The sequence below is a fragment of the Streptomyces sp. NPDC005533 genome, from assembly GCF_042871845.1.
Lineage (GTDB): Bacteria > Actinomycetota > Actinomycetes > Streptomycetales > Streptomycetaceae > Streptomyces.
On sequence record NZ_JBIAJH010000004.1, the window covers coordinates 206,753 to 231,916 of the forward strand.

Consider the following 25,164-nt stretch of genomic DNA (forward strand, 5'->3'; position numbering starts at 1 on the left):
GCTTCCGGCACGCGACCGTTCCGTCTCCTCGGCGAGGGACTTCCTGAGCTGGTACGAACGCTGGCTCAACCACACGCGCGACGGCAAGGACAACCCCGCGCTGGGCCTCACCTCGCCAGCGACCGTCGCAGGCGCTTCCTGGGGCCCGCGGGCGACGGCCAGGAGGGGTCGGGGGTCGTCCGCCGCGGCGACCCGACTGCCTCCGGCCCCCACCCGGGGCCGGAGGCAAGCGGGTCAACTCTCGACCAGCCCTGGACGAGGAGCCTCGCCCGTGGATGTCGCGTCGGCATCGGAATCGGCGGCGGCGGCAGATTCGATGGCGACCGAGCCTCGGGGAAGCAGCCGGTCCAACCACGTGGGCAGCCACCAGTTGGCCCGGCCGAGGAGTGTCATGGTCGCCGGTACCAGGACCATACGTACGACCGTGGCGTCGATGAAGATCGCGGTGGCCAGGCCGAGCCCGAACATCTTGGCGGAGGGCTCCTCGGCCACGGCGAAGGACAGGAAGACCGCCACCATGATGAGGGCGGCCGACGTGATGATCCGCGCGGTGCCGGAGACGCCCTCCACGATCGCCGCGCTGTTGTCGCCGGTGCGCACGTACTCCTCCCGGACGCGCGCGAGGAGGAACACCTCGTAGTCCATCGACAGGCCGAACAGGATGGCGAAGAGGAACATCGGGATGAACGACACGACCGGAACCGTCGCTTCCAGTCCGATGAGCGTGCTTCCCCAGCCCCACTGGAAGACCGCGACCATGATCCCGTAGGCCGCGCCGATGCTCAGCAGGTTCAGCAGCACCGCCTTGAGCGGTACGACGACTGACCGGAAGACCAGCAGCAGGAGGAGGAACGAGAGCGCCAGCACGGCGGCGATGAACACCGGCAGGCGCTGGCTGGTGCGTTGGCCGACGTCGGACAGGCTCGCGGCGGCGCCGCCGACGTACGCCCTGGCCGGGCCCTCCCCGATCGCCGTGGGCAGCACCTCGGTGCGCAGCCGGGCGATGGTGTCGGCGGTGGCCTTGTCCTGAGGGCTGGTGGTCGGGAACACCACGAGGGTCGCGATGCCGGTGGCCCGATCGATGTGGGCCGGCGCGACGGATGCGATGCCCGGATCCGCCGCGACCGTGGTGACGAGACGGTCCACCACTCCCCGATCGCCGGACGGGTCCGCGGCGATGACGAGGGGACCGTTGGTCCCCGGGCCGAACCCCTCGGCGACGAGGTCGTAGGCGCGGCGTTCCGTACGGCTCGGCGGCAGTGAGCCGTCGTCGGGCAGGCCGACGCGCAGGCCGAGCAAGGGCAGCGTCGCGGTCAGCAGCAACCCCGCCGCGCCGACCGCGTACGGCACCGGGTGCCGGCTGACGTGGCCGATCCAGCGCCGCCACCCGGCGGCGGGGGCGGCGCCCGCCGCCGGGTCCCGCCGTCGGTCGCTTCGGCCCGACGGCCTGGCCTTGAGCGCCCGGACGATCCGGACGATGCGGCCGGCTTGCCCCAGTCGCGGGCCGGCCGCGCCGAGGAAGGCCGGCAGGAGCGTCACCGACGCGAGCACCATGGTCAGGACGACGATCGAGACTGCCAGGCCGCCCACCGTCATGAACGGCACGTTCGCGACCGCCATGCCGAGGATCGATACGACGACGGTGCCGCCGGCGAAGACCACGGGCCGCCCCGCCGTTGCCACCGCCCGTCCGGCTGCCTCGTGTGGCGCTAGGCCGCGCGCGAGGTACTCCCGGTGTCCGGCGAGCACGAACAGCGCGTAGTCGATGCCCACTCCGAGCCCGACCATGCTGCCCAGGACCGGTGCGAAGGTGGGGACGTCCGTCACCCCCGCCAGTACCGTCATCGTGGCAACGCCGACGGTCAGCCCGAAGACCGCCATGCCGATCGGGAGCGCGGCGGCGACGAGCGAACCGAACGCCAGGAACAGGATCGCGGCGGCGGCAAGGAGCCCGATCAACTCGCTGGCGCCGCCGTCGGGATCGGAGAAGGCGTAGAAGAGGCTGCCTCCCATCTCGATCCGCAGGGGCAGCTCGGCGCGCAGCCGCTCGCCGAGATCGACGAGGGCGTCGAGATCCTCGGCCGACAGGCGGCTCTGGTCGGGGTACTGCACCCGGACGACCGCGATCCGTCCGTCGGCTGAGACAAGTCCGCTGCGCACGGCGGTGTCCCGGTCTGCGTCGAGTGCCTGCGCGGGGTCGTTCGTGCCGAGCACGTGCGGCAGCCGCTGCACCTCGGTCTGCAGCCGCGTGAGAGCGGTACGCGCGCTGCCGCTGTGGCTGTCGAAGAAGGTCGTACCACCCTCGCGGGGAGTGACGACGATCTGGGCGGTCATACCCTCCTGACCCGTGTGGGCCCGCGCGATCAGTTCCGCGGCCCGTTGGGAGTCCAGACCCGGAGCGGTCATCGAGTCCGCGGTCCGCCCGCCGAAGGCGAGGGCGGCGAGGACGGCGAGCATGGCGGCGAGCAGCCAAGCCGCGATCACCCGCCAGGGATGGCGGGCGGCGCCTGTGCCCAGGCGCAACAGGGCTTTCGAGAGCATCGGGTCCTCCAACCACCTCGTCGGCCGTTCGTGTACGGCCGCCGATGCCGAGGTTCGTCCCCAGGGCGTTCTGCGGCATCGGCCCGCGGGCCGCGGATCCGTCGGCCTCAAGTCGGAGTGACACCCCGTCCTTTCGGCCGATGCGCGACACTGCGCGGTCCCTAGGCTGGGAACCGTGCTGCGAGACGAGCTGCGAACCCTGTGGACCGAGCCCCCGCCGCCCTCCGCACCCGCCCGGGTGCGGAGGGACTGGGTGCTGCTCGCCGCGGGCCTGGGCGTCGTGGTGCTGGAGGCCACCCTGCGCGAGGACGTCGTGTGGCGACCGGTGGCGGTGGTGTTCGCCGTATGGCTGTGCCTGCTGCCCCTGTGGCGCCGGACCCGCCCGCTGGCGATGGTCACGCTGGGGTTCGGCTCGGTGATCCTGCTCCAGGTGGCGTCGCTCGTCGCCGCGCCGCACGAGCAGGTCGGCCTGCACGCGGGAACCGTCGTCCTCGTGCTGGTGTACGCGCTGCCCCGGTGGGGATCGGGACGGGAGATCGTACTGGGCAGCGCCGTGATCCTCGCTGCCTACGCGCTGTGCGTCCCGGACGGGACACCGGCCGTCGAACGGCTCGCGGGCCTCGTCTTCCTGCTGCTGCCCGGCTTGATCGGGGCTGCCGTACGGTTCCGGGTGGCCGCGCGCGAGCGGGAGTGGGAGCAGGTGCGCTCCCGCGAGCGTGAGCGGCTCGCCCGGGAACTGCACGACACGGTGGCCCACCACGTGTCGGCCATCGTGATCCGCGCCCAGGCCGGCCGGGTGCTCGCGGGCACCGACCCGTCCGCCGCCGTCGAGGCTCTGGAGGGGGTCGAGGAGGAAGGGGCGCGCACGCTCGAGGAAATGCGAGCCATGGTCGCCGCGCTGCGCGACCGCGGGGTCGGCGCCGAACTGGCCCCACCTGCCGGCGTGGCGGACCTGGAGCGCCTGGTGCGCGCGCCGGGTGGTCGTCTCAGGGTCGACCTGGGGCTCGACGGTGAGCTGGACGCGCTGCCCCCGGCCGTGGACGCGGCCGTCTACCGCATCGTGCAGGAGTCGGTGACCAACGCGATGCGCCACGCGGTCGGCGCGACCGAGGTCGTCGTGCGCGTGACCGCGGAACGGCGCACGGTACGGGTGAGTGTGCGGGACAACGGTCAACGCACCGGCCGAGGTCGCGACGGATACGGACTTGCCGGACTGCGCGAGCGCGCGGGCCTGCTGGGCGGCACACTACGAGCCGGCCCAGGCGCCGACGAGGGCTGGCATGTCGAAGCCGAGCTGCCGAGAGCGAGGAGGGAGAGCGATGGCCATTCGTGTCCTCGTCGCTGACGACCAGACCATCATCCGCACCGGGCTGCGCATCATACTGAACGCCCAGCCCGGCATCGAGGTGGTCGGCGAGGCCGCCGACGGACGGCAGGCGGTGCGCCTGGCCCGCGAACTGCGCCCCGATGTCTGCCTGTTCGACATCCGCATGCCCGAACTCGACGGGCTCGAGGCCACCCGGCTGATCGCCGGCCCGGGCGTCGCCGACCCGCTGGCCGTGGTCGTCATCACCACGTTCGACCTCGACGAGTACGTCTACGGCTCACTGCGTGCCGGCGCCCGCGGATTCCTCCTCAAGGACACGGGGCCGGACCTGCTGGCGCAGGCCGTACGGTCGGCATCCGACGGTGAGGCGCTCATCGCGCCCAGCGTCACCATCCGCCTGCTCCAGGCCTTCGCGGACCTGCCCGCCGGCCGGCCCGCGGCTCAGCCGGTCTCCCCCGTCACCGCCCGCGAGGAGCAGGTGCTCCTCGCCGTCGCTCGCGGGCTGACCAACACCGAGATCGCCGATGCGCTGCACATCAGCCTCAGCACGGTGAAGACGCACCTGGCCAGCCTGATGGCGAAACTCCACGCCCGCAATCGGGTAGAGATCGCGATGTGGGCCTACGAAACGCGCCGCATCCTCCCCGCAACCTGAGCCGGTCCACCGGGACGCCGGGAGCTGGGCGCCGGGCCATGTCCCCGGCCCGGACTACGCAGCGCTGCGATCACGCGCGTCACCGGCTGTCGCCCTCACCCGGCGTCGTGTGCAACTGGCAGAAAAGAATCGTCATCCACCATTGCGCAGGCCGCTGGCACAGTGAGTGCGAGTACGACCCGAACCCCCAACCCGCCCTCCGTCGTCGTCAATTCGATGCCTGGATAGTGGAGCGAATGATGCACGACCTCACTGCGCAAGGCTGGGCAGACGGACTAGGACTGTACGAGGACCGCTGGGCATTTGCGACCGTCGCCGCCCGCGAGCACGCGGAATGGTGGTTCGACGTTGCAGCGATCATGCGTGGTGGAACCTCTGATCCTCGGGGTTGGGCGTCACTCGATCCCTACGAGGAGGAAGTCGACCGCGAGGTCGAGACGTTCGCCTGGACCGAGCCCCCCACCCACCCGGCCGACGTGGCCCGGTTCCGGCACTCAGTCGATGAGCTGCCACGTTCGTCGGCCAAGTCCCTGCTGGTCCTTCTTGCAATCGTCGGCATGAACGCGTCGAAGACATGGGATTTCGAGGAGCGTCGGCCAGAGATGGAGCGTCGCGCCCTGCTCTTGCTCTCACGGTTTCCGCCCGGCACCCGCTTCTACTCCAACGTCGGCTGGGAGGGCGAGGCGCCGAACTTCTACGAGCAGCCGGTCAACGCGACCAGTCCGTTCAGCCGAAGCCGTTGGGACGCAGGCTTGATCGCGGTCAACGACACAGAAGTCGCCCTGATCTGGACCTTTGAATCAATCTGACCCGCCCGACCCGACGGGAGACGCCATGCTGACGCGAACCGCCGCCTTACCCCGACAGGAGAAATTCGCGGCAGAGTCCTGCGGTGCAGTGTGCGTCACAAGATCGGCGCACTGTGTGTCACCGAGGGTGCCGAGAAGGGGTCGCTGCAACGGACCGTCGCGTGGTGCCCTGTTGCTTGCTGGCGCGCTGGCTTCGGCAGCGAACCAAAGAACACTCCGTGAGTGGTTGCAGGCAGTTCTGCCATGCAGCGCGCGCAGTACGAGCCGACGACGGAGGCGCTGTCAGCGGCGAGCTCTAAGATCCCGGCATGGCTTACTCGGAGGAGATCGAGCAGATCATGACGCGGATCGAGCTCGAGGGGGACGGTGCGTTCTGCAACTGTGGGGCATGGGCAGCCCGCCTGGTGCAGGGCCGTGAGTGCCGAGGGTGCTACCGGCAGCGCCGGGGCATCGAGAAGTACGGGCTCACCATCCCCCGCTACAACGCCATCTGGCGCGCGCAGAATTTCCGGTGCGCCCTCTGCGGGGACAATGAGGAGCCCTGCGACGGCGGCATCCCTCACGTCGAACCACGCCCCTGGCAGATCGATCACGACCACCACTGCTGCGGCTTGAAGGGCTCCAGCAACCGTTGCTGCGTTCGCGGGATCCTCTGCCGCCCGTGCAACCTGAACGAGCTGGCGCCGTATGAGCGCAAGCGCCGTCGCGGCGCCGGCTTTGCGATCCCGGACATCGACGCCTACCTGGTCAACCCGCCGGCGCGCCGCCCAGAAGCCCGTGTCATCCGCGGCCGCGACGACGCCTACCTGCCCACCTCCTGGGCCTTCATACACGATGCGGAGGTGGTCGAGCACGGGTACGTGAGGTAGTCGGGAGCCTTCCATCGCTGAGGCCCCGCCGCCACTTGGGCTGTGGGGAGGCGTGCTCTTTGCGTGCCGCAGTGCGCGCTCATGCGCTCCCTGTCCCACCGTGACTCATGAGGCCATCCTGGTGACATGGCGACCCTTCCGAAGGCTCCATGCCCTTCCTGTTCCGTACCGCACGCCTTGCTGCCTACCAAACGGATCGGCTACGGATCGGTCAAGGACCACAAGATCGAGCCCCGGGCATTGGTCCTGTGTCCGGGCAGCATGGCCCACGTCGCTTACACCGATGCGCGAGCGTGGCAGCTCGAGTTCGAACGTGCACAGCAGGCCGCAGCGGCGCCGCCGGCCGCGGTGGAAGAAATGCTTTTCGAGGATGATGCCGTGAGTGACCGCGAGCCGTCGCCGACTGGCAATGCTGGTCCTGAACGTCCGGTTGCCGGAGCCGTTGTGGTTCATGAACGCCGAGTACTGCTCGTACGGCGACGGGTTGCACAGGGCCAACTCTCATGGCAGTTCCCGGCAGGAAAGGTCGAACCGGGTGAGTCCTTCGAGGAGGCCGCCATCCGCGAGACAAAGGAGGAGGCCGGCCTGGACGTGGCCGCCGTTCGTCAGCTGGGCGAGCGCGTCCACCCGATCACCGGTCGGCAAGTGTCGTACACGGCCTGCGAGGTAGTCGGCGGGACCGCGCACGTGGCGGACGCTGATGAAATCGCCGAGGTCGGGTGGGCGACCCTGGCGGAGATCCCGCGATACATCCCGTACGGACTCTTCGAGCCGGTTCAGCGATACCTGGACGTTGCCCTTCGATCTTGACTGCGGCTACCAGGACGCGATTCGCTGCTGTTTGACCACCTCTGAACGTCGGGGACTTGAACTGGATCCTGGGGTTGCGACGGGCCTCGAACTGCAGGGAGTGAGCCGAGGTGTGGTTGCGAGAGCGCAACCCGGTAGGGGAAGACTCTCGTCCCGCAGGTGCTAGGTGGAGGGCTAGACGGACCAGGGCTCGCCATCCAGTCTTCGCGGGCCTGCGCGATGTCATTGCCGCGGAACAAGGCGTCGGCTGTGGCGTCGCGACGTTGCAGGAGGTGCTGGCGATGGACGACATCGACTGCACGCCGCGCAGACACCGGCCTGCCTCGAAGCGGGCAAGCACGTCCAGACCGAGATCCCGCCGGCCGCCTCGTGGGCGGATGCCGAGGCGTGCCCGGAAGCGCAGCAGCGCACCGGACTGGTCGCGGTGGTGGGACACACGCGACGCTTCAACCCGAGCCACCAGTGGTACGACGGCAGGTCCGGGCCGGGGACTACCGCATCCGGCAGATGGACGTGCAGACCTGCTTCTTCCGCCGCACGAACCGCAACACCGCGGGCCGGCCGCGCTCCTGGTCCGACCACCTGCTGTGGCACCACGCCGCGGGCCAACGCGGTCCGGGGCCCGATCCATCCCGAGCTCGGCATCGCGATGGACATGTCGATCCGACTGCGCGCGGAAAGCGGCGCCATCTGCACTCTGTCGCTGTCGTTCAACAACGACGCTCGGCACGTCCTTCCGCTCCATCCGCGACACCGGCACCTACATCGCGCGGAAGAGCCGATCGACGTCAGCGGGGTCGACGTCGGCCGCCATCCGCGAGGGCCGCGAGCCGAGCGCCTTGATCGCCCCGGTGATGACCTGCTACCGGACGCCGGCGGCACTCGAAAGGCAGCTCGACGCCGTCCCGCTGCGGGGAGTGGCCAGGACCCGGGTCACCCGTTCCACGCGAGGTCCGCCGTGGCCGCGGAGTGTCCCTCCGCTGGTGCGGCGAGGGGGAATTCCGTCCAGACCGTCTTGCCGTCCCGGGTGTAGCGGGTGCCCCATCGTTCGGTGAGCTGTGCCACCAGGAACAGGCCGCGGCCGCCCTCATCGGTGGTGCGGGCCCGTCGTAGGTGCGGAGCGGTGCTGCTGCTGTCGGAGACCTCGCAGATCAGGCTGCGGTCCCGGACGAGCCGCAGGGTCAACGGCGAGCCGCCGCCGTACCGGTAGGCGTTGGTGACCAGTTCGCTGACGACCAGTTCCGCGGTGAAGGCCAGCTCCTCCAGGCCCCACCCGGTCAGTGTGGTCTCCGTCAGGTGCCGTGCCCGGCCGGCGGCGGCCGGCTCCGCGGCAAGCTCCCAGGAGGCGACCTGCTCCGGTGCCAGCACGCGGGTGCGGGCGAGGAGCAGCGCGACGTCATCCGGGGGGTGATCCGGCAGCAGGGCGCTCTGCACGTCCGCGCAGGTTTCCGGCAGCGAGCGGCCGGGCCGGGACAGGGCTTCTCGCAGCCGCTCGAGCCCCTCGTCGAGGTCGAGACCACGGGCCTCGACCAGGCCGTCCGTGTACAGCGCCAGCAGGCTTCCCTCGGCGAGTTCCAGCTCGGCGGACTCGAACGGAAGTCCGCCCAGTCCCAGCGGCGGCCCTTCGGGAAGGTCGGGCAGGCTCACCGTGCCGTCGGAGGTCACCACGGCCGGGGGCAGGTGACCCGCCCGGGCCAGGGTGCAGCGCCGGGAGGTGGGGTCGTAGACCGCGTACAGGCAGGTGGCGCCGACGATCTGCTGCCCCCGCGAGCGTCCTTCGGCCGGCTCCTGCTCGTCCGCCAGGCGGTTGACCAGGTCGTCCAGGTGGGAGAGGACCTCGTCCGGGGCGTAGTCGAGGCTGGCCAGGGTGTGCACGGCCGTGCGCAGGCGGCCCATGGTGGCCGCGGCGTGCAGACCATGGCCGACGACATCGCCGACGACGAGGGCGACGCGCGCTCCGGAAAGCGGGATGACGTCGAACCAGTCGCCGCCGACACCGGTGGCGGGATCGGCCGGCAGATAGAGGTGGGCGACCTCGACCGCGCTGTGTTCGGGCAACGCCTGCGGCAGCAGGCTGCGTTGCAGGGTCAACGCGGCCTGGTGCTGCTGGGTGTAGCGGCGGGCGTTGTCCATGCACAGGGCGGCCCGCGCGGCGAATTCCTCTGCGAGCGTGAGGTCGTCCTCCTCGAACGGCTCGGGCCGCTCGGCGCGCCACAGGCTGAGCAGGCCGAGGAGCAGACCGCGGGCCGTCAGCGGTACCACGATCAGTGAGTGGGCGCGCAGACCGTAGGCGCGCCGGGTGCGCTCCGGATCCTGGAAGTACCACCCGGGGCTGCTCCGGAGCACTGGTTCGAGGATCGGCTGCTGCTCGGCGAGGCACCTGGCCTGGGGGGTACGCGGGTCGAAGTGGAAGACCTCGCCGGCGGGGTACATGACCTCGAGCGCTTCTGCCGTGACCGAGTGGACGGCCATTCTGCGGACCGGTCCGGTCGTCTCCTCGGCGCTCTCGTCGCCCCGGGCGACCGACTCGAGCAGATCCACAGAGACCGCGTCCGCAAGGTCGGGGACGGCGACGTCGGCCAGTTCCCGGGTGGTCCGGCCGAGGTCCAGTGTGGTTCCGATGCGGGCGCTCGCCCGGTTGAGCAGGGCGAGCCGCCGCCGGGCCCGGTAGCGGTCGGTGACGTCCTCCACCAGTTGGGTGACTCCGAGGATCCCGCCGACGGGATCCTCCATCCGAAACGCCGACACCGAGACCACCCGCTCGTGGGAGGGGTCACTCCTCAGGCGGCAGGGCTGCTCGGTGAAGATCAGGGGGGCTCCCGTCTCCAGCACCCGTCGCAGCCGGGTTTCGATGGTCTCCACGTCCGGACCGATGAGGAAGTCGCCGATGCCTCGGCTGCGGATCTCCGCCGCGGGGAGTTGCGTGAAGCGGGCCAGCGCCCGGTTGATCCGCAGGATGCTCAGATCGGGGGCGTGGACGGACAGACCGATCGGGGAGCGCCGGAACAGACCGTCCAGGACCGACCGGTCCGTCTCCCATTGGAGCACCTCCCCCGCCGGGGCGGCGACGAGGAACCACTCGCGGGCGGCGCCGGCGCGGATGACGGCGCGGGCGCGAAAGCCCAGTTCCACCCGTCGCCCGCTGCGGTGCAGGACGGGCAGGAGGCCGGACCAGCCCCGGTCGCGCTCGCAGGCGGCCGCCGCGTCCCGGACCGCCTCACGGTCGCGTGCATCGAAGAGGAATTCCCAGGCCAGGCGGCCCAACACCTCTTCGGGCGGGTAGCCGAGGTGTTCCTGTGCGCGCTCGCTCCAGCCGACGATCCTGCCGTGGTCGTCCACCACCGCCGAGGCGGAGTTATGGAGCGCGAACGGGTCCTCGGGCACCTCACCCGCTCCCGGCGCCGGTGCGTGCATCGCTGCCACCCTTCGACCTGCCGGACCTGCCGAACGGACGCGCGACGGCATTGCCGCGGCGACTACCCGGAGTGATCGGAGATCCGCGGTCGAGCAGTCGGCTTACCTTCAGTATCACCGCGCCGCCGCGCGTCGGCAGAGGGTGCGCCCCGTCCGTGCCGGCCTCCGCCGTGGTCGCCGTCCCGCGAGCCTGGCGGGTGCTGCGGCTGCCGGCGGCCGTATGGTCGGATTCCGTTCCCGAGGAGGACTTCCGATGCGCAGCGTTACCTACTCGATGAATGTCTCCCTTGACGGCTACGTCGTCGGGCCGGACGGCGGCATCGACTGGACGACACCCGACGAGGAGGTCTTCCGCTTCTGGATCGACGAGATCCGGCAGGTCGGTGTCCACCTGATGGGACGACGGCTCTACGAGACGATGCTGTACTGGGAGACCGCCGACCAGGATCCCTCGCTCGGCGACGCCGAACGGGAGTGGACCTCGCTCTGGAACCCGCTCCCGAAAGTGGTGTTCTCCACGACGCTGTCGACGGTGCGGGGCAGTGCCCGCCTGGCCTCGGGCAGCCTGGCGGACGAGATCGCGCGGTTGCGGGCCGAACCCGGGGAGGGCGACATCGCGATCGGCGGTGCGACCCTCGCCGCCCAGGCGGCCGCGGCGGGGCTGATCGACGAGTACCGGGCCGTGGTCTATCCGGTGCTGATCGGCGGTGGCGTTCCGTTCTTCGCCCACGACGAGCGCCGGGTCGATCTCGAGCTCGTCGAGACCCGCACCTTCAGGTCGAAGGCCGTCTACGTCCGCTACCGCGTGGCGCGCCCGGCCGGCGTATATGAAACGTAGATGGACTGCTGCGAGTCTCCTCGGCAGAACCGCCCGCAAGCCAGCCAGGGGCCGTACCACGGCACCTGGACCAAACAGACAGGATCCACCGTGCCGCACATCCGCACGTCCGTCACGCGCCGTCTGGCCTTCCTCGTGCCCGGCGCGCTCGTCGCGCTGCTCGCCGTCGGTGCCACGGCCGGAGCCCCGGTCCTCACCGCGGACCGCGGCACGAGCGTCTCGGCCGACGACGCCACCGGGCCCCGCCCGCGCCACGACCACAACGAGTTCAACAGCCGGGCCTGACCGGCACGCCCGTCTTCAGCAGGGTGCGGGCCTCCTCGGCCTCCGGGAGGCCCGCCCGCTCGAAGACCTCCAGCGCCTCGCCGGCGTGCCTCAGCCCCTCCTCACGCCGTCCCGCCGCCAGGCAGACCCCGGCGTGGACCAGCAGGGCGTAGCCGCGGTCCCGGCCCCGCCCCGGCACCGTGCGCAGATGGGCCACGGCCCGAGCGGAGGCCTCCAGCGCCTCCCGGTCGCGGCGCAGGTCGCTCAGCGTCCGGGCGCAGCGGTAGTCGGCCTGCGCGCGCTGGCCCGGGATCCGGACCGTGTCGCACAGGTCGAGGCACTCCTCGTACGCGGCGAGCGCCTCCTCCAGCCGGCCGAGCTCGTGCAGAGCCTGCCCGCGCACGCACAGCGCGTGGGCGACCCCGTGGTGATCGGCCATCTCCCGCAGGGCATCCAGGGCCTCCTCGCAGGCGGGCAGCGCCTCGGCAGCCCGGCCGCCGCGGACGCGGGCCAGGGCGGCGTTGAGGGTGATCGTCAGGGCGCCCGAGCGGTGGCCCTGCTCCCGCGCCAGGACGAGCGCCTCGTCGAAGCACTCCGCCGCCTCGCCGAAGCGGTGCTCGAACTGGGCGATCACCCCGAGGTCGTTGTACGCCTGCTGCAGGATCGCCCGGTCGCCCGCCCGGCGGCAGGCCCGCACGGCCAGCTCGGAGGCGGCGCGGGCCGGGCCCAGATCGGTGGCCTGGAGCGCCGCGTTCCCGATGAGGAAGTGGGCGCGCCCGGCCGCGCGGTCGTTGCCGCGCTGCGTCGCGGCCCGGGCCAGTTCGGCGGCGGTCGCGGTGATCCGCGCGTACGGGATGTCCTGCCCGAACGAGCTGAGCGCGACCAGCAGGTCGGCGGACATCGTCAACTGCTCCGTGTCCGCGGCGTCCGGCCGTCGCACCACGAGCTGGACGGCGTGCAGCGCGCAGTCGAACTCCGCGACGACCCAGTCGCGGGCCCCGGTCAGGTCCGCGAGCCGTCCCTGCGCCGGTTCGGCGGCCGCCGCGACGATCGAGCGGTGCACCGGGTCCCCGGGGATCATCCACTGGAAGGCCTCGGCCGCCATGCCCAGCAGGTGGCGCAGGAGACGGTGCTGCACCGGCGGGCCGGGCTCACCGGCCGGGGCGGGCAGGTTGAGCGCGAAGTCCCGGCCCAGCTCGTGGTGGCGGTAGCGGCCCGGCTCCGGTGATTCGAGCAGGGCGGCGTCCACCAGGGCTTCGAGCAGCTCCTCGGCCTCCGTCTCGGCCAGGTCCAGGGCGGCGGCCGCCGCGTCGAGCCCGATACCGGGCCGGGAGACGGGGGCGAGCCGGCGGAACACGCTCGCCTGGGGACCGGTCAGCTGACGGTGCCCCAGCTCGAAGACGGCGGCGACGGCCAGGTCGTCGGCCCGCAGTTCGGTCAGCCGGCGCCGCTCGTCGGCGAGACGGGCCCCCAGGTGCGCGACGCTCCATCCGGGCCGGGCCGCGAGACGGGCGGCGACGATGCGGACCGCCAGCGGCAGCCGGGCGCAGGCCTCGACCAGCGCGGCCGCGGCCTCCTCCTCCCGGTCCACGCGGTCGGCGCCGACGATCTGGCGCAGCAGCCCGAGCGCCTCCGCCGGGGTGAACTCCGCGAGCTGGACGTGGCGTCCCGACAGCAGCCCGCCCAGGCGGGCCCGGCTGGTGACGACGACGGCGCAGCCCGCGGCGCCCGGGAGCAGCGGCTTGACCTGGGCGATGTCCCGGGCGTCGTCGAGCAGCAGGAGCAGCCGGCGGCCGTCCAGGACGGTACGGAAGAGCCGGGCGCGGTCCTCCGTCGAGGGCGGCACTTCACGGCGGGGCACGCCGAGGGCACCGAGCAGGCTGGCCAGGACGGTGCCGGGGTCGGCGGGGTCGCTGCCCGTGCCGCGGAGGTCGGCGTAGAGCTGGCCGTCGGGGTACGCGTCCTTGACGTGGTGCGCCACCCGCAGGGCCAGGGCGCTCTTTCCGATGCCGCCCATCCCGCTCACGGCGGCGACGGCCAGGGCGGTGCGGGCCGGGTCGCTCAGGACCTCGGCGAGGGCTGCGAGTTCGGTGGCTCGGCCGCTGAAGTCGGTTATGTCGGCGGGGAGTTGGGCGGGCCGGACGTACCCGGCCGCGCCCTGCCCCTGCGTGAGGCCGGTCGCTGCGGCAGCCCCCGGCACCGCGGCCCGGACCCCGTGCCGCATCCCCGCATGGCCGGCTCCCTGGTCCCCGGCCCGCGGAGCCCCGAAGGCGCCGGGAACCCCTGGGACCCCGGTATCTTCGGGGCCTCCGCTGGCTGCCGCGGCACCGGGCCCGTGCGCCTCCGCCACCGTGGTCCCCGCCACCGTGGTCCCCGCCGTCCCGGCCGGACCGGTGCCGTAGGCACCCGCCGGCTCTGCGGCGGGCGCCCCCGCGAGCCCGGCCGGCGCCCCGGCAGCCCCGGCGGACGCCGCCGGGAACCCCGCGGATCCCGCGGGGGCGCCGTCGGAAGCCGGTGCGCCGCCCGGGGCGACCCCGGGCGTTCCCCCGGGTGCCGTCGGCACGGCGACGCCCGAGGGCGCGGCCGGAAGCCGTGCGGGCGGCTCGCCCTCCCGGCCGGGGGCCCGGGACGCGGCGGCGGGGAGGAGGGCCGGGTCGCCCGACAGGATGCGGGCGTGCAGGGCGCGGAGGTCCGGGCCCGGGTCCAGGCCGAGTTCGTCGGCCAGCACCTCGCGGGCCCGGCCGAAGACGGCGAGGGCGTCGCCCTGCCGACCCGCGGCGTACAGCGCGCGCATCAGGAGCCCGTACGGGCGCTCCCGCAGCGGCTCTTCGCGGATGAGGGCGGTGAGCTCGGGCACGGCCCGCTCGTGCCGCCCGAGCAGCAGGTCCACCCCGAGGCGCTCCTCCAGCAGGTGCAGCCGCAGCTCCGTCAAGCGCGAGCGCTGGCTGTCGGCGAACGGCCCCGGCACCCCGGCCAGTGGCTCGCCGCGCCACAGGGACCCGGCCTCGGCCAGGGCTTCGGCGCAGTCCTCCAACTCACCGGCCGCGTGGGCGCGGGCGGCCTTCGCGGCCAGCTCCTCGGCCCGTACGGCGTCGACGGAGCCCGGCGGCACCGCCAGCCGGTAGCCGTCGTTCGCGGACTCCAGGATCCGGGCCCCGGTCTGCCCGGACTCGCCGCTCTCCAGCAGCTTCCGCAGCCGCCAGACGTAGGTCCGCAGGATCATCACCGCGGAGCCCGGGGCGGACTCCCCCCAGACGGCGGCGGTCAGTTCGTGCAGGGGCACGACGTGGCCCGCGCGGAGCACCAGGACGGCGAGGGTGGCCTGTTGCTGCGGCGGCCCACCGGCCAGCACCTGTCCCCCGTGGGACACGCCCATGGATCCGAGCACGAAGAATTTCACGAGTTCCCCCTGTGCGCGCGCACAGCTCCACACGGCGGTTGGTCCCCAGTTGTCCTGGCCCGCCGATGTACGGAGCGTCATCCTAAGCGGTTCACATGACCATGCCGTCGGAACGGGTCGCGGCGGCGGCCCGGCCGGGCCCGCGCGGCCGAGCGAGGGACCCGGTCCGGGTCACACCCATCCGAGGCGGGCCGCGCGCAGACCCGCCTCGAACCGGCTTCGGGCGCCCAGCCGTTCGATCAGCGAGGCCATGATGCGCCGGGCGGTGCGGGCCGAGATGTGCAGCTGTCCGGCGGCGGATTCGTCGGTGTGGCCCTCGGCCAGCAGGCCCAGCAGGGAGCGCTCCTGCTCAGTGGGTACGTACACGGCCTCCGACGGATCCGCGCCCAGCGGTACGGCCGCGCCCCACTCCCGCTCGAAGAGCGCGACCAGCGGGGCGAGCATGCCGGGCGTGGCGAGGAACAGCGCGCCCTGGCGGCTGTCCGCCGGGTCGATGGGAACGAGGGCGTGGGTCCGGTCGACCAGCACCATCCGGGTCGGCAGCGCGGCGACCGTACGGAAGGCGCCGCCGCCCGCGAGCAGCGCCCGGCTGTAACGCAGGGTCCCCGGATCCTCCCGTACGAGGTCCAGCCCGATGGTGCGGATGGCGACGCCGCGGCCGAGCACGAGGGCGTTGTTGCGTTCGGCGGCCTCCAGCGCGGCCGCGGACTGGGGACCGCCGGGCATGAAGGTCAGCACCTCGGTCCTGGCCTCCAGCGCCAGGCGCTCCAACCGCCGCTGCACGGCGTCGAGTCCGGCCAGCCGCTCGACGCCCTCGGCCGGGCGGCCGCCGGAGCCGGCGCCCGCGAGGATCCGGACCAGGGCCTGCTGGTGGTCCGCGGCCTGCCGGTGCCGGCGCACCAGTTCCTCGTGCTGCTGGTCCAGGAGCCGCTGCATCCCGAGAACGGGGTCGACGACGGTGAAGCGGCCGGGCGTCTCGAAGGACGCCTGGACCAGGCGCAGCGCGAAGAGCCGGTCGAGGCAGGCGCGGACCCTCCCGGGCTCCACCCCGAGCCGGGCGGCGAGTTCGGCCAGTCCCAGTTCGGGCCGGGCCAGCACCTCCTCGTACACGGTCTGGTCGAGCTCCTCCAGGTCGAGCGTCACGGACATCGGTTCCCCTCTTGGCATGCGGTCGTCCCCGTCGATCTGTCAGCAGCCTGCCTGCCGGAGATCTACGGCACATAGACGCGCCCTCTACGCGCGTCGACGCGGCTTCGGCCGGCCGTCGGCGCGGGTGCGGCCGGCGGCGGCTGTGTCCCAAAGCGTCCTGGCCGCTTCCGCCACCCCTGAACCCGTTCCCCCAGGTCAACACCTTGGCCAGGATGGAGGCGTGCCGCTCGGCACCCTTCCCCACTCCCGATGAGGGCACCTCCATGACTTCTCGCGCCCACACCACCGTCCGTCCGGTCCGCACCGCTGCCGTGACCGTCGCCGCGGCCGTCGCCTGCGCCGCGCTCGCGCTCACCGCCGGCGGGCCGTCCGGTGCGGACACGGCCGGGGCCGCCACCGCCCAGGCGGCCTCGGCACCCCTCCCGGCCACCCCGGGCGCGGTCGCGTACGGCCTCATCTGGGACTGACCGGGCGCGTGGAGCTGACCCTCGTCTCCCTCGTCCCGCCCGGGCCCGGCCCCGGTCCCACGGACGACGGACGCCTGCTGCGCCTGCTCTGGGGCGCGGCCCGCCCGGAGGAGCGACTGGAGCACATCAGCGTGCGGAGCGGTCCGTACGGCGTGGACCTCGGACTCTTCACCGTCGCCACGCCCGCGGCGACCGCCGCGGAGGCCGCCCTGGCCATCTGCCTCCGCGTGCTCGCGCCTCCCTCCCCCTTCCACGGCTGGCACCTCGCCACCGAATCCCCCGGCCTCGCGCGACCCGGCGCGATCCCCACCACCACGACGTGACAGGAGCACCCGTGACCAACCCCTTCGAGGACGACGAAGCCACCTACTTCGTCCTCGTCAACCAGGAGAACCAGCACTCCCTGTGGCCCGCCTCGATCGAGGCGCCCGCCGGCTGGACGGCCACCCACGGCCCGGCCTCGCGCCAGGACTGCCTGGAGCACATCGAGAAGACCTGGACCGATCTGCGTCCGGCCACGCTGGTCGCCGCCCTCGGGGAGGTCTGAGCCGATGACCGTCCAGCGCACCGCCCGTCCCCGGCACTACCTGATGTGCCGCCCGTCCCACTTCACGGTCGACTACCGCATCAACCCCTGGATGGACCCGGCCAAGCCGACCGACACCGGACTGGCCGTCCTGCAGTGGGAGCGGCTGTACGCCCTCTACCGGGAGCTCGGGCACACGGTCGACCTGATCGACCCGGTCCCGGGGCTGCCCGACATGGTCTACTCGGCCAACGGTGCCACCGTGCTCGGCGACCGCGTCCTGATGGCCCGGTTCCGCCACCCCGAGCGCGCCGCCGAAGCCCCCGCCTACCAGGCCTGGTTCGAGGCCAACGGCTATGCCGAGGTGGTCGCCCCGGAGCACGTCAACGAGGGCGAGGGCGACTACCTGGTCGCCGGGTCCCGGATCCTGGCGGGCACCGGCTTCCGCACCGACGCGGCCTCGCACGCGGAGGCCGAACGGGTGCTCGGGGCCCCGGTGGTGGGCCTGACCCTGGTCGACCCGCGCTTCTACCACCTGGACACCGCCCTCGCCGTGCTCGACGACGACGAGATCATGTACTTCCCCGGTGCCTTCTCGACCGCGTCGCAGGCGGTGCTGCGCGAGCTGTACCCGGACGCGCTGCTGGCCACGGAGGAGGACGCCGAGGTCTTCGGGCTGAACGCGCTCTCCGACGGGCGCAACGTCCTGCTCGCCGAGGCCGCCCGCGGGCTCGCGGACCGGCTGGCCGAGCGCGGTTTCACGCCGATCGGCGTCGACCTGTCCGAACTGTTCAAGGGCGGCGGCAGCGTCAAGTGCTGCACCCTGGAGCTCCGGCACGCCGCGCAGGCGCCGGCCGCGGGTGGTGCCGCGTGAGCGCCTACCCGACCACCCCCGCGGCGGCCACCGCCGCCGAGGGCGTGCCCTTCGCGGGCGTCCTCGACTGGCTGATCGAGCCCGGCGCCCCGGCCACCGTCCGAGCCCCCCAGCTGGCCGACGCCGCCGCCGCACGCGACTGGTTGGCCGAGCACCGCGTCGAACTGCGCGCCGGACTCGACCGGTTCGGCGCCGTGTACGTGAGCGGGCTGCCGGTCCGCGGCATCGACGACTTCGCCGTCGTCCGCGACGAGCTGGTCCGCCGGGCCACCCCGTACCGCGAGAAGGCCACTCCCCGCTCCGACTTCGGCTCGGGCGTCTTCTCCTCCACCGACCTGCCCGCCGCGCAGGCGATCCGCCCGCACAACGAGAACAGCTACACGCTGACCTTCCCCGGCCTGCTCCTCTTCGGCTGCCTGACCGCCCCCGAGGAGGGCGGCGCGACACCCGTCACCGACTGCCGCGAGGTGCTGCGCTCGCTCCCCGCCGCTCTGGTCGAGCGGATGCGCGCCGGCGGCTGGGTCCTGACCCGCACCTATTCGGAGACCCTCTCGGTCGCCTGGCAGTCCGCCTTCGGGGCCACCACACGGGAGGAGGTCGAGGCGTACTGCGCCGAGAACGCCATCGGCTGCGCCTGGGACGAGGAGGGCACGCTGCGCACCAGCCAGCTCCGGCCGGGCATCGTCCGCCACCCGCAGACCGGCGACGAGGTCTGGTTCAACCACATGGCGTTCTGGAACAGCTTCTCGCTGGACGAGGAGCTGCGCGAGGTCCTGCTCGACGAACTCGGCCCCGGGGGGCTGCCCTTCGACACGGGTCTCGGTGACGGCATCCCGCTGACGGAGGCGGACCTGGCGGCCGTCAACGCCGCCTACGAGCGGGCCACCGTACGCCGCGCCTGGCAGCCGGGGGACCTGCTGATCGTCGACAACGTCCTGACCGCGCACGGCCGCGACCCCTTCCGCGGCGACCGGCGGATCGTCGTCGCCATGGGCGACCCGGTCGCGGTGGCGGACTGCGCCCCGACCGTCGCCCCGCGCGCCGCGACCGTGACGGCGGTGTCCCGTGGCTGAACCGACGAACCTGGTGGAGCGGTTCCTGGAGACCGCCCGCACCTTCCCCGGCCGGGCCGCGGTGCACGCCGCGGACGGTGCCCTGACCTTCGAGGAACTGGCCGGGCACACGGCCCGGCTGGCGGCGGCGCTGCGCGCGCTCGGCGTCCGCCCGGGCGACCGGGTCGGCGTCAGCCTGCCCCGCGGCACGGGCTGGGCCGTGGCCCCGCTGGCGGTGTGGCGGGCCGGTGCGGCCTACGTCCCGCTGGACCCGGCGTACCCCGGGGAGCGGCTCGCGCACATCGCTGCCGACGCCGGGCTGCGTGCGGTGCTCGCCCGGCCGGGTGCCGCGGCCGAGTGGGCCGGGGGCCTGCCGGTCCTGGACCCGGGCCCGGCCGTCCCGGTCACGGCGTACCCGGACCCGGCGACGGCTGCCGCGCGGGCCGACGCGGAGCCGTCCGGCCGCGCCGGACACCCGGCCACCGCGGCCTACGTCATCCACACCTCGGGCACCAGCGGACCGCCCAAGGGTGTGGAGGTCACCCACGCCAACGTCGCCGCCCTCGTGGCGGGACTGGAAGAGCGGGGCGTCTACCCGTCCGGCCACCGCGTGGTCGCGTGGAACGCCAGCCTGTCCTTCGACGCGTCCGTGCAGCAGTGGGTCCGCGTGTGCCGCGGCGACACCCTGGTCGTCCTGGACGACGAGGACCGTACGGACCCGGCCCGGCTGGACGCGCTGCTCGACGAGTACGGCGTGACCGACCTCGACTGCACCCCCTCGCACTGGCGGCTGACCGGTCCGCGGCTTCGGCCCGGGCGTCCACTGCGGCTGCTGCTGGGCGGCGAGCCGGTGCCGGTAGCGATGTGGCGGGCGCTGGCGGAGGACCCGGCCGTGGAGGCCTGGAACCTGTACGGCCCGACCGAGTGCACCGTCGACGCCACCGCGACCCGGATCACCGGGGCCGCCCCGCGCCTGGGCGAGCCGCTGGCCGGGGTCCGCGCCCAGGTCCTCGACGAGCGACTGCGGCCGGCCGCCACCGGCGAGCTGTACCTGGCCGGTCCGGGCGTGGCCCTCGGCTACGTCGGCCGGCCCGGGCTGACCGCCTCGCGGTTCGTCGCGGACCCCTTCGCCATCGACGGCAGCCGGATGTACCGCACGGGCGACCTGGTGCGCTGGCGGGCCGACTCCGGCCTGGAGTTCCTGCGCCGCACCGACCGGCAGCTCAAGGTCCGTGGCTTCCGGGTGGAGCCGGGCGAGCTGGAGGACCGGCTGCGCGGCCACGCGGCGGTGGAGGCGGCCGTCGCCGTGGCCCGGACCGGGCCGGACGGCGACACCCTCCTCGCGGCGTACTGCGTCCTGGCTCCCGGAGCCCGGGTGAGCGACGCGGAGCTGCGCCGGCACTGCGAGGCCGCGCTGCCCGCGTACTTCGTCCCGTCCGTCTTCGTCACGGTCGACGCGCTCCCGCTGACGCCGAACGGCAAGGTGGACACCGAGGCGCTGCCGCCGCTGCCGACGGCCCCCGCGGCCGGGCCGGAGTCCTCCGGGCGCGCCCCCGAGGGCCCCCTGGAGGAGCTGATCGCGACCGTGTGGGCCGAGGTCCTCGGCCGGGACGGCGTCGACGCGGAGGCGAACTTCTTCGCGCTCGGCGGCCATTCGCTGCTGGCGCTGCGCGTGGTGTCCCGGCTGAAGAAGAACGCCGGGATCACACTGCGGACCAAGGACGTCTACCGCTTCCCCGTCCTCGCGGACCTGGCCCGGCACGCGCGGTCGGTGCACGCCCTGACCGTCGGGGAGGCCTCGTGAGCGTCCTCGACACCACCGCGGTGCGCCTGAAGGAGACCGCGGGGGGCGCGCCCACCCTGGTGTGCCTCGCCTTCTGCGGCGGGGGCACCGCCACCTTCCACGACTGGATCCCGGCCCTGCCGGACGGCGCCGGCCTGGTGGCCGTGTGCTATCCGGGGCGCGAGGGGCGGTTCGCCGAGGAGTTCGCCCGGACCTGGGACGCGCTCGCGACGGACGCCGCCGCCGGGGTCGCGGCGGTGGCCGGGCAGGGCCCGTACGTCCTGTTCGGGCACAGCATGGGCGGCTGGATGGCCTTCGACGTCACCGTACGGCTCGCGGCGGCGGGCGCGCCCCCGCCGCGCGCCCTGGTCGTCTCCGCCTGCAACGCCCCGGACCGCGGGGTGACCGACCAGGACCGGTTCCTGGCGCAGGGACAGCGCGACGACGAGTTGCTGGGCTGGATGACCACCCACGGCCTGCTGCCCGAGCACGTACTCGACGAGCCCGAGCTGACCGAGATGGCCGTGGAGCTGATGCGGGCCGACCTGGCCGCCCGGGACACCTTCGCCCACACCCCCGGTGCCCGGACCGGCGTCCCGCTCCAGGTCTTCTCGGGGGACGCGGACCCGGTCATCGGCGAGGACGTGGGTCCGCGCTGGGCGGCGCTGACCGACGGCCCGTTCCGCCACGACGTCCTGCCCGGCGGCCACTTCTACACCCCGCAGGTGTGGCGGGGCCTGCCCGCCCGGATCACCTCCCTGACGACGGGGGCCGCCCCGGCCCCCGCCCCCGTCCTCTCCGTGTCCGCCGCCCCGCGAGGGACGGCGGCCCCATGACGAACGGCAGCTCCATGACCTTCTCCCCCGCCTTCGGCATCAGCCACGTCGAGTCCTACGTCGCCGACCTCGCGTCGGCGGCGGCCGAGATGACCGGCCGTTTCGGTTTCCGTGCGGTCGCCCGCGCCGCCGGCGCCGACGCGGAGTCCCTGCTCCTGCGCCAGGGCCGGATCTCCCTCGTCCTCACCCAGGCCCGCTCGCCGCACCACCCGGGCGCCGCCTACGTCCTGGCCCACGGCGACGGAGTCGCCGACATCGCGCTGGGCGTGCCCGACGTGGCCGCCGTCTTCGACGAGGCGGTCTCCCGCGGCGCGGTCCCCCTGGCCGTGCCGTGCCGGCACCCCGACGGCCGCACCCGGGCCGTGATCGCCGGGTTCGGCGACGTCGTGCACACCCTCGTCGAGCCGGACCCGGCCGGGCTGCCCCCGGGCTTCACCCCGCTGCCGGACGCCGCCGCACCGGACGCGGACGGCGAACTCCTGGAGGAGCTCGACCACTTCGCCATCTGCCTGGCCGCCGGACAACTCGAGCGGACCGTGGAGTTCTACACCCGCGTCCTCGGCTTCCGCATGATCTTCCAGGAGCTCATCCGGGTCGGCGCGCAGGCCATGAATTCCAAGGTGGTGCAGAGCGCCTCCGGCGAGGTCACCCTGACCCTGATCGAGCCCGACACCTCCCGCGAGCCGGGGCAGATCGACCGGTTCCTCGCCGAGCACGGCGGCCCGGGCGTCCAGCACGTCGCCTTCGCCTCCCGGAACGTCGTGCGGGCGGTCTCGGCGCTGCGCGAACGCGGCGTGGAGTTCCTGAGCGTCCCCGACACCTACTACACGATGCTCGCGGACCGGCTCGACCTGGCCCGGCACTCCACGCAGGAGCTCCGGCGCATCAGCGTCCTGGTCGACGAGGACCACGACGGGCAGCTCTTCCAGATCTTCACCCGCTCCACCCACCCGCGCCGCACCCTCTTCCACGAGGTGATCGAGCGGTTCGGCGCCCGCACCTTCGGCAACGGCAACATCAAGGCCCTGTACGAGGCCGTGGAGGCCGAGCGGCTGGGCGCCGGAGAGGTCCTGCGGTGAGCGCCGGTCACGACACGGCGCAGGTCCCGGTCCGTCTGGAGGACTTCGCCGGTCCCGCCCGCCGGGCCCTGCCCCCGGAGATCTGGGACTTCGTCGCGGGCGGCAGCGGCGAGGAGCTGACCCTGGCCGCCAACCGGGCCGCCCTGGACCGGATCCGCCTCGTCCCCCGCGTCCTGTCGGGCTCCGGCGCCCTCGACACCTCGGCCGAACTCCCGGGCGGCCGGGCGGCCCTGCCCGTGGCGGTCGCGCCGATGGCCTACCAGCGGCTGCTCCACCCCGAGGGCGAGCTGGCCACGGCCCGCGCGGCGGCGGCCGCCGGGGTGCCGTTCACCCTGAGCACGCTGAGCAGCGTGCCGGTGGAGGAGGTCACGGCGCTGGGCGGGACCACCTGGTTCCAGCTGTACTGCCAGCGGGACCCCGGGCTCACCGCCGAGCTGGTGCGGCGCGCCGAGGACGCGGGCTGCGCGGCGGTGATGGTCACGGTGGACGTCCCCTCGATGGGCCGGCGCCTGCGCGACCTGCGCAACGGCTTCGCCCTGCCGGCGGGCGTGGCGGCCGCGCACCTCGACCCGGCCACGACCCGCCGGGCCGCCGAGCGCCGGGCCGGGACGTGCGCGGTGGCGGAGCACACCGCCGAGTCCTTCGCCCGCACCCTGGGCTGGGACGACCTGGCCCGGCTGCGGGAGCAGACGGGACTGCCTCTGATCGTCAAGGGAATCCTCGATCCGGGTGACGCCGCGACGGCGACCGCGGTCGGTGCGGACGCCGTCGTCGTCTCCAACCACGGCGGCCGCCAGCTCGACGGCGCGGTCGCCAGCGCGGACATGCTGCCCGCGGTCCGTGAGGCGGTCCCGCCGTCCTGCCGGCTGCTGCTGGACAGCGGGATCCGCGGCGGGACCGACGTCCTGAAGGCACTGGCGCTCGGCGCGGACGGGGTGCTGCTGGGCCGGCCCGTCCTGTGGGGCCTGGCCGCCGACGGCACGGAAGGCGTGTCCGGTGTGCTGGGGCTGCTGGCGGCCGAACTGCGCTCCGCCCTGGAGCTGTCGGGCTGCGGCACCCCCGCGGACGCACCCTGGCTCACGACGCTGGGAGCGGGCCGGTGAACCGCACGGCCGTGGCCCTGGACCGGGCCGAACTGCACGCGTCCCTCGCGGACCCCGCGCTGCTCTCCATGACCTTCCTCAACGAGATCGCGGGACGGTTCCCCGAGGCGGTCTCCTTCGCCCCCGGGCGGCCGACGGAGGACTTCTTCGACCCGGCCGACCTGCACCGCTACCTCGACACGTACATCCACCACCTCACCGCGGACAAGGGCTACGACGAGGCCGGGGTGCGGCGGGAGCTGTTCCAGTACGGCCGCACCAAGGGCGTCGTGCCCGAGCTGATCGCCCGTCACCTGGAACGCGACGAGGGCATCGTCTGCGACCCGGAGGCCGTCCTGGTCACGGTGGGCGCCCAGGAGGCGCTGTGGCTCGTGCTGCGCGCCCTGAAGGCCGGCCCGCGGGACGTGGTGCTGGCCCTGGACCCGACGTACGTCGGGCTGACCGGCGCCGCCCGGCTGCTGGACCTCCCGGTGCGATCGGTGCCCGAGGGCCCCCGCGGGGTGCGTCCGGAGCAGGTGCGGGAGCGGATCCGTGAGGTCCGCGCGGCCGGGGAGCGGCCCCGGGCGCTGTACCTGGTGCCGGACTTCTCCAACCCGAGCGGCCACTCCCTGGACACGGGGACGCGCCGGGAGCTGCTGGAGGTCGCGGAGCAGGAGGACGTGCTGCTGCTGGAGGACAACCCGTACGGGTACTTCCGGGCGGCGGACGGCTCCCGGCCGCCGACGCTGAAGGCCCTCGACACGGGGCAGCGGGTCGTCTACCTGGGCTCGCTGTCCAAGACCTGCTTCCCCGGCGCCCGGGTGGGCTTCGCCGTCGCGGACCAGCGGGTCACGGGTGTGGGCGGCCCGGCGCTGCTGGCCGACGAGCTGGCCCGGGCCAAGAGCATGCTGACCGTCAACACGTCCCCGGTGACGCAGGCGCTGGTCGGCGGCATGCTGCTGGAGCACGGCGGCAGCCTGCTGGAGGCCAACCGCCGCCAGATCGACGTCTACCGGCGCAACCTGCGCGCCCTGCTCCAGGGGCTGCACCGGCGGTTCGCCGGGACGCCCGGTGTCCGGTGGATCTCCCCCGCGGGCGGCTTCTTCGTCGTCCTCGACGTGCCGTTCGAGGTGACCGACGCGCTGGTCGAGGAGGCCGCCGTCCGGCACGGGGTGCTCTTCACCCCGATGCGCCACTTCAGCGACCAGGACCGCGCCGGGCGCCAACTGCGGCTCTCGTGCAGCTCCTTGGACCCCGACCGGATCGAGGACGGGCTCGACCGGCTGGCGGCGCTGATCGACGAGCACGGCGCGGCACCGCATGACTGAGCCCCTCACCCCGCCCGCACCCCTCCCCCCTCTCCTCGCACCACCCCCAGAAGGGACGTCC

General features: G+C 73.5%; 21 protein-coding genes and 1 pseudogene. 18 read left to right on the forward strand and 4 right to left on the reverse strand.

Annotated elements, in window-relative coordinates; genetic code table 11:
• Window positions 1-234: 234 nt before the first annotated feature.
• Complete coding sequence (locus ACFYP3_RS06100; RefSeq protein WP_388827469.1) at window positions 235-2,541, reverse strand: MMPL family transporter; 2,307 nt, start codon at window positions 2,539-2,541, stop codon at window positions 235-237.
• Between the two features lie 175 nt (window positions 2,542-2,716).
• Between ACFYP3_RS06100 and ACFYP3_RS06105 the strand changes: the two genes are divergently transcribed.
• The 6 genes and pseudogenes from ACFYP3_RS06105 (at window position 2,717) to ACFYP3_RS06130 (ending at window position 8,044) form a co-directional block, all read left to right on the forward strand.
• Complete coding sequence (locus tag ACFYP3_RS06105) at window positions 2,717-3,886, forward strand: sensor histidine kinase (RefSeq protein ID WP_388827472.1); 1,170 nt, start codon at window positions 2,717-2,719, stop codon at window positions 3,884-3,886.
• Window positions 3,861-4,523: a response regulator gene (locus tag ACFYP3_RS06110; protein ID WP_388827475.1), complete on the forward strand. Its 663-nt coding sequence runs from the start codon at window positions 3,861-3,863 to the stop codon at window positions 4,521-4,523. Before ACFYP3_RS06105 ends, ACFYP3_RS06110 begins: the two co-directional genes overlap by 26 nt.
• A 236-nt stretch (window positions 4,524-4,759) precedes the next feature.
• Window positions 4,760-5,332 carry a hypothetical protein gene (locus ACFYP3_RS06115; protein ID WP_388827478.1) on the forward strand — a complete coding sequence of 191 codons (573 nt, stop codon included), beginning with the start codon at window positions 4,760-4,762 and terminating at the stop codon, window positions 5,330-5,332.
• A gap of 308 nt (window positions 5,333-5,640) precedes the next feature.
• The gene (locus tag ACFYP3_RS06120; protein ID WP_388827481.1) at window positions 5,641-6,201 is read left to right on the forward strand and encodes an endonuclease domain-containing protein; all 561 of its coding nucleotides are present in this window, start codon (window positions 5,641-5,643) and stop codon (window positions 6,199-6,201) included.
• A gap of 357 nt (window positions 6,202-6,558) precedes the next feature.
• Window positions 6,559-7,011: an NUDIX hydrolase gene (locus tag ACFYP3_RS06125; RefSeq protein ID WP_388827661.1), complete on the forward strand. Its 453-nt coding sequence runs from the start codon at window positions 6,559-6,561 to the stop codon at window positions 7,009-7,011.
• A 507-nt stretch (window positions 7,012-7,518) separates the two neighbouring features.
• Window positions 7,519-8,044, forward strand: a pseudogene (locus ACFYP3_RS06130) (hypothetical protein).
• On the opposite strand, the gene ACFYP3_RS06135 reads toward ACFYP3_RS06130, so the two are convergent.
• Entirely contained in the window at window positions 7,945-10,425 is a 2,481-nt protein-coding gene (locus ACFYP3_RS06135) for a SpoIIE family protein phosphatase (RefSeq protein ID WP_388827484.1), read from the reverse strand. The pseudogene ACFYP3_RS06130 and the gene ACFYP3_RS06135 overlap by 100 nt on opposite strands.
• 253 nt (window positions 10,426-10,678) lie before the next feature.
• Between ACFYP3_RS06135 and ACFYP3_RS06140 the strand changes: the two genes are divergently transcribed.
• Both ACFYP3_RS06140 and ACFYP3_RS06145 read left to right on the forward strand, forming a co-directional pair.
• A complete protein-coding gene (locus ACFYP3_RS06140) occupies window positions 10,679-11,263 on the forward strand; it encodes a dihydrofolate reductase family protein (protein WP_388827487.1) in 585 nt (194 codons plus the stop codon).
• 90 nt (window positions 11,264-11,353) lie between these two features.
• A complete protein-coding gene (locus tag ACFYP3_RS06145; RefSeq protein WP_388827490.1) occupies window positions 11,354-11,548 on the forward strand; it encodes a hypothetical protein in 195 nt (64 codons plus the stop codon).
• Here ACFYP3_RS06145 and ACFYP3_RS06150 read toward each other — a convergent pair.
• Window positions 11,532-14,927 carry a BTAD domain-containing putative transcriptional regulator gene (locus ACFYP3_RS06150; protein WP_388827493.1) on the reverse strand — a complete coding sequence of 1,132 codons (3,396 nt, stop codon included), beginning with the start codon at window positions 14,925-14,927 and terminating at the stop codon, window positions 11,532-11,534. The genes ACFYP3_RS06145 and ACFYP3_RS06150 overlap by 17 nt on opposite strands.
• A 171-nt stretch (window positions 14,928-15,098) precedes the next feature.
• Window positions 15,099-16,076, reverse strand: coding sequence for a LuxR C-terminal-related transcriptional regulator (locus ACFYP3_RS06155; protein ID WP_388827496.1), 978 nt, complete (start codon window positions 16,074-16,076; stop codon window positions 15,099-15,101).
• Between the two features lie 263 nt (window positions 16,077-16,339).
• On the opposite strand from ACFYP3_RS06155, the gene ACFYP3_RS06160 reads away from it, so the two are divergent.
• The 10 genes from ACFYP3_RS06160 to ACFYP3_RS06205 are packed head-to-tail and all read left to right on the forward strand — an operon-like array spanning window position 16,340 to window position 25,103.
• Complete coding sequence (locus ACFYP3_RS06160; protein WP_388827498.1) at window positions 16,340-16,543, forward strand: hypothetical protein; 204 nt, start codon at window positions 16,340-16,342, stop codon at window positions 16,541-16,543.
• Window positions 16,544-16,551: 8 nt separating this feature from the next.
• On the forward strand, window positions 16,552-16,866 hold the full coding sequence (locus ACFYP3_RS06165; protein WP_388827501.1) for a hypothetical protein: 315 nt from the start codon (window positions 16,552-16,554) through the stop codon (window positions 16,864-16,866).
• Between the two features lie 11 nt (window positions 16,867-16,877).
• On the forward strand, window positions 16,878-17,090 hold the full coding sequence (locus ACFYP3_RS06170; RefSeq protein WP_376609272.1) for an MbtH family protein: 213 nt from the start codon (window positions 16,878-16,880) through the stop codon (window positions 17,088-17,090).
• Window positions 17,091-17,094: 4 nt separating this feature from the next.
• Window positions 17,095-17,943: a dimethylargininase gene (ddaH, locus tag ACFYP3_RS06175; RefSeq protein WP_388827504.1), complete on the forward strand. Its 849-nt coding sequence runs from the start codon at window positions 17,095-17,097 to the stop codon at window positions 17,941-17,943.
• 44 nt (window positions 17,944-17,987) lie between these two features.
• Window positions 17,988-19,016, forward strand: a complete 1,029-nt coding sequence (locus ACFYP3_RS06180) for a TauD/TfdA family dioxygenase (protein ID WP_388827664.1) — start codon at window positions 17,988-17,990, stop codon at window positions 19,014-19,016.
• Window positions 19,009-20,799 (forward strand): amino acid adenylation domain-containing protein, encoded by a 1,791-nt coding sequence (locus tag ACFYP3_RS06185; RefSeq protein ID WP_388827507.1) that lies wholly within the window; start codon window positions 19,009-19,011, stop codon window positions 20,797-20,799. The genes ACFYP3_RS06180 and ACFYP3_RS06185 overlap by 8 nt, the downstream gene beginning before the upstream one ends.
• Complete coding sequence (locus ACFYP3_RS06190; protein ID WP_388827510.1) at window positions 20,796-21,614, forward strand: thioesterase II family protein; 819 nt, start codon at window positions 20,796-20,798, stop codon at window positions 21,612-21,614. The genes ACFYP3_RS06185 and ACFYP3_RS06190 overlap by 4 nt, the downstream gene beginning before the upstream one ends.
• Window positions 21,611-22,693: a 4-hydroxyphenylpyruvate dioxygenase gene (hppD, locus tag ACFYP3_RS06195; RefSeq protein ID WP_388827513.1), complete on the forward strand. Its 1,083-nt coding sequence runs from the start codon at window positions 21,611-21,613 to the stop codon at window positions 22,691-22,693. The genes ACFYP3_RS06190 and hppD overlap by 4 nt, the downstream gene beginning before the upstream one ends.
• The gene (locus tag ACFYP3_RS06200; protein ID WP_388827516.1) at window positions 22,690-23,796 is read left to right on the forward strand and encodes an alpha-hydroxy acid oxidase; all 1,107 of its coding nucleotides are present in this window, start codon (window positions 22,690-22,692) and stop codon (window positions 23,794-23,796) included. Before hppD ends, ACFYP3_RS06200 begins: the two co-directional genes overlap by 4 nt.
• A complete protein-coding gene (locus ACFYP3_RS06205; RefSeq protein ID WP_388827519.1) occupies window positions 23,793-25,103 on the forward strand; it encodes a PLP-dependent aminotransferase family protein in 1,311 nt (436 codons plus the stop codon). The genes ACFYP3_RS06200 and ACFYP3_RS06205 overlap by 4 nt, the downstream gene beginning before the upstream one ends.
• Window positions 25,104-25,164 lie beyond the last annotated feature (61 nt).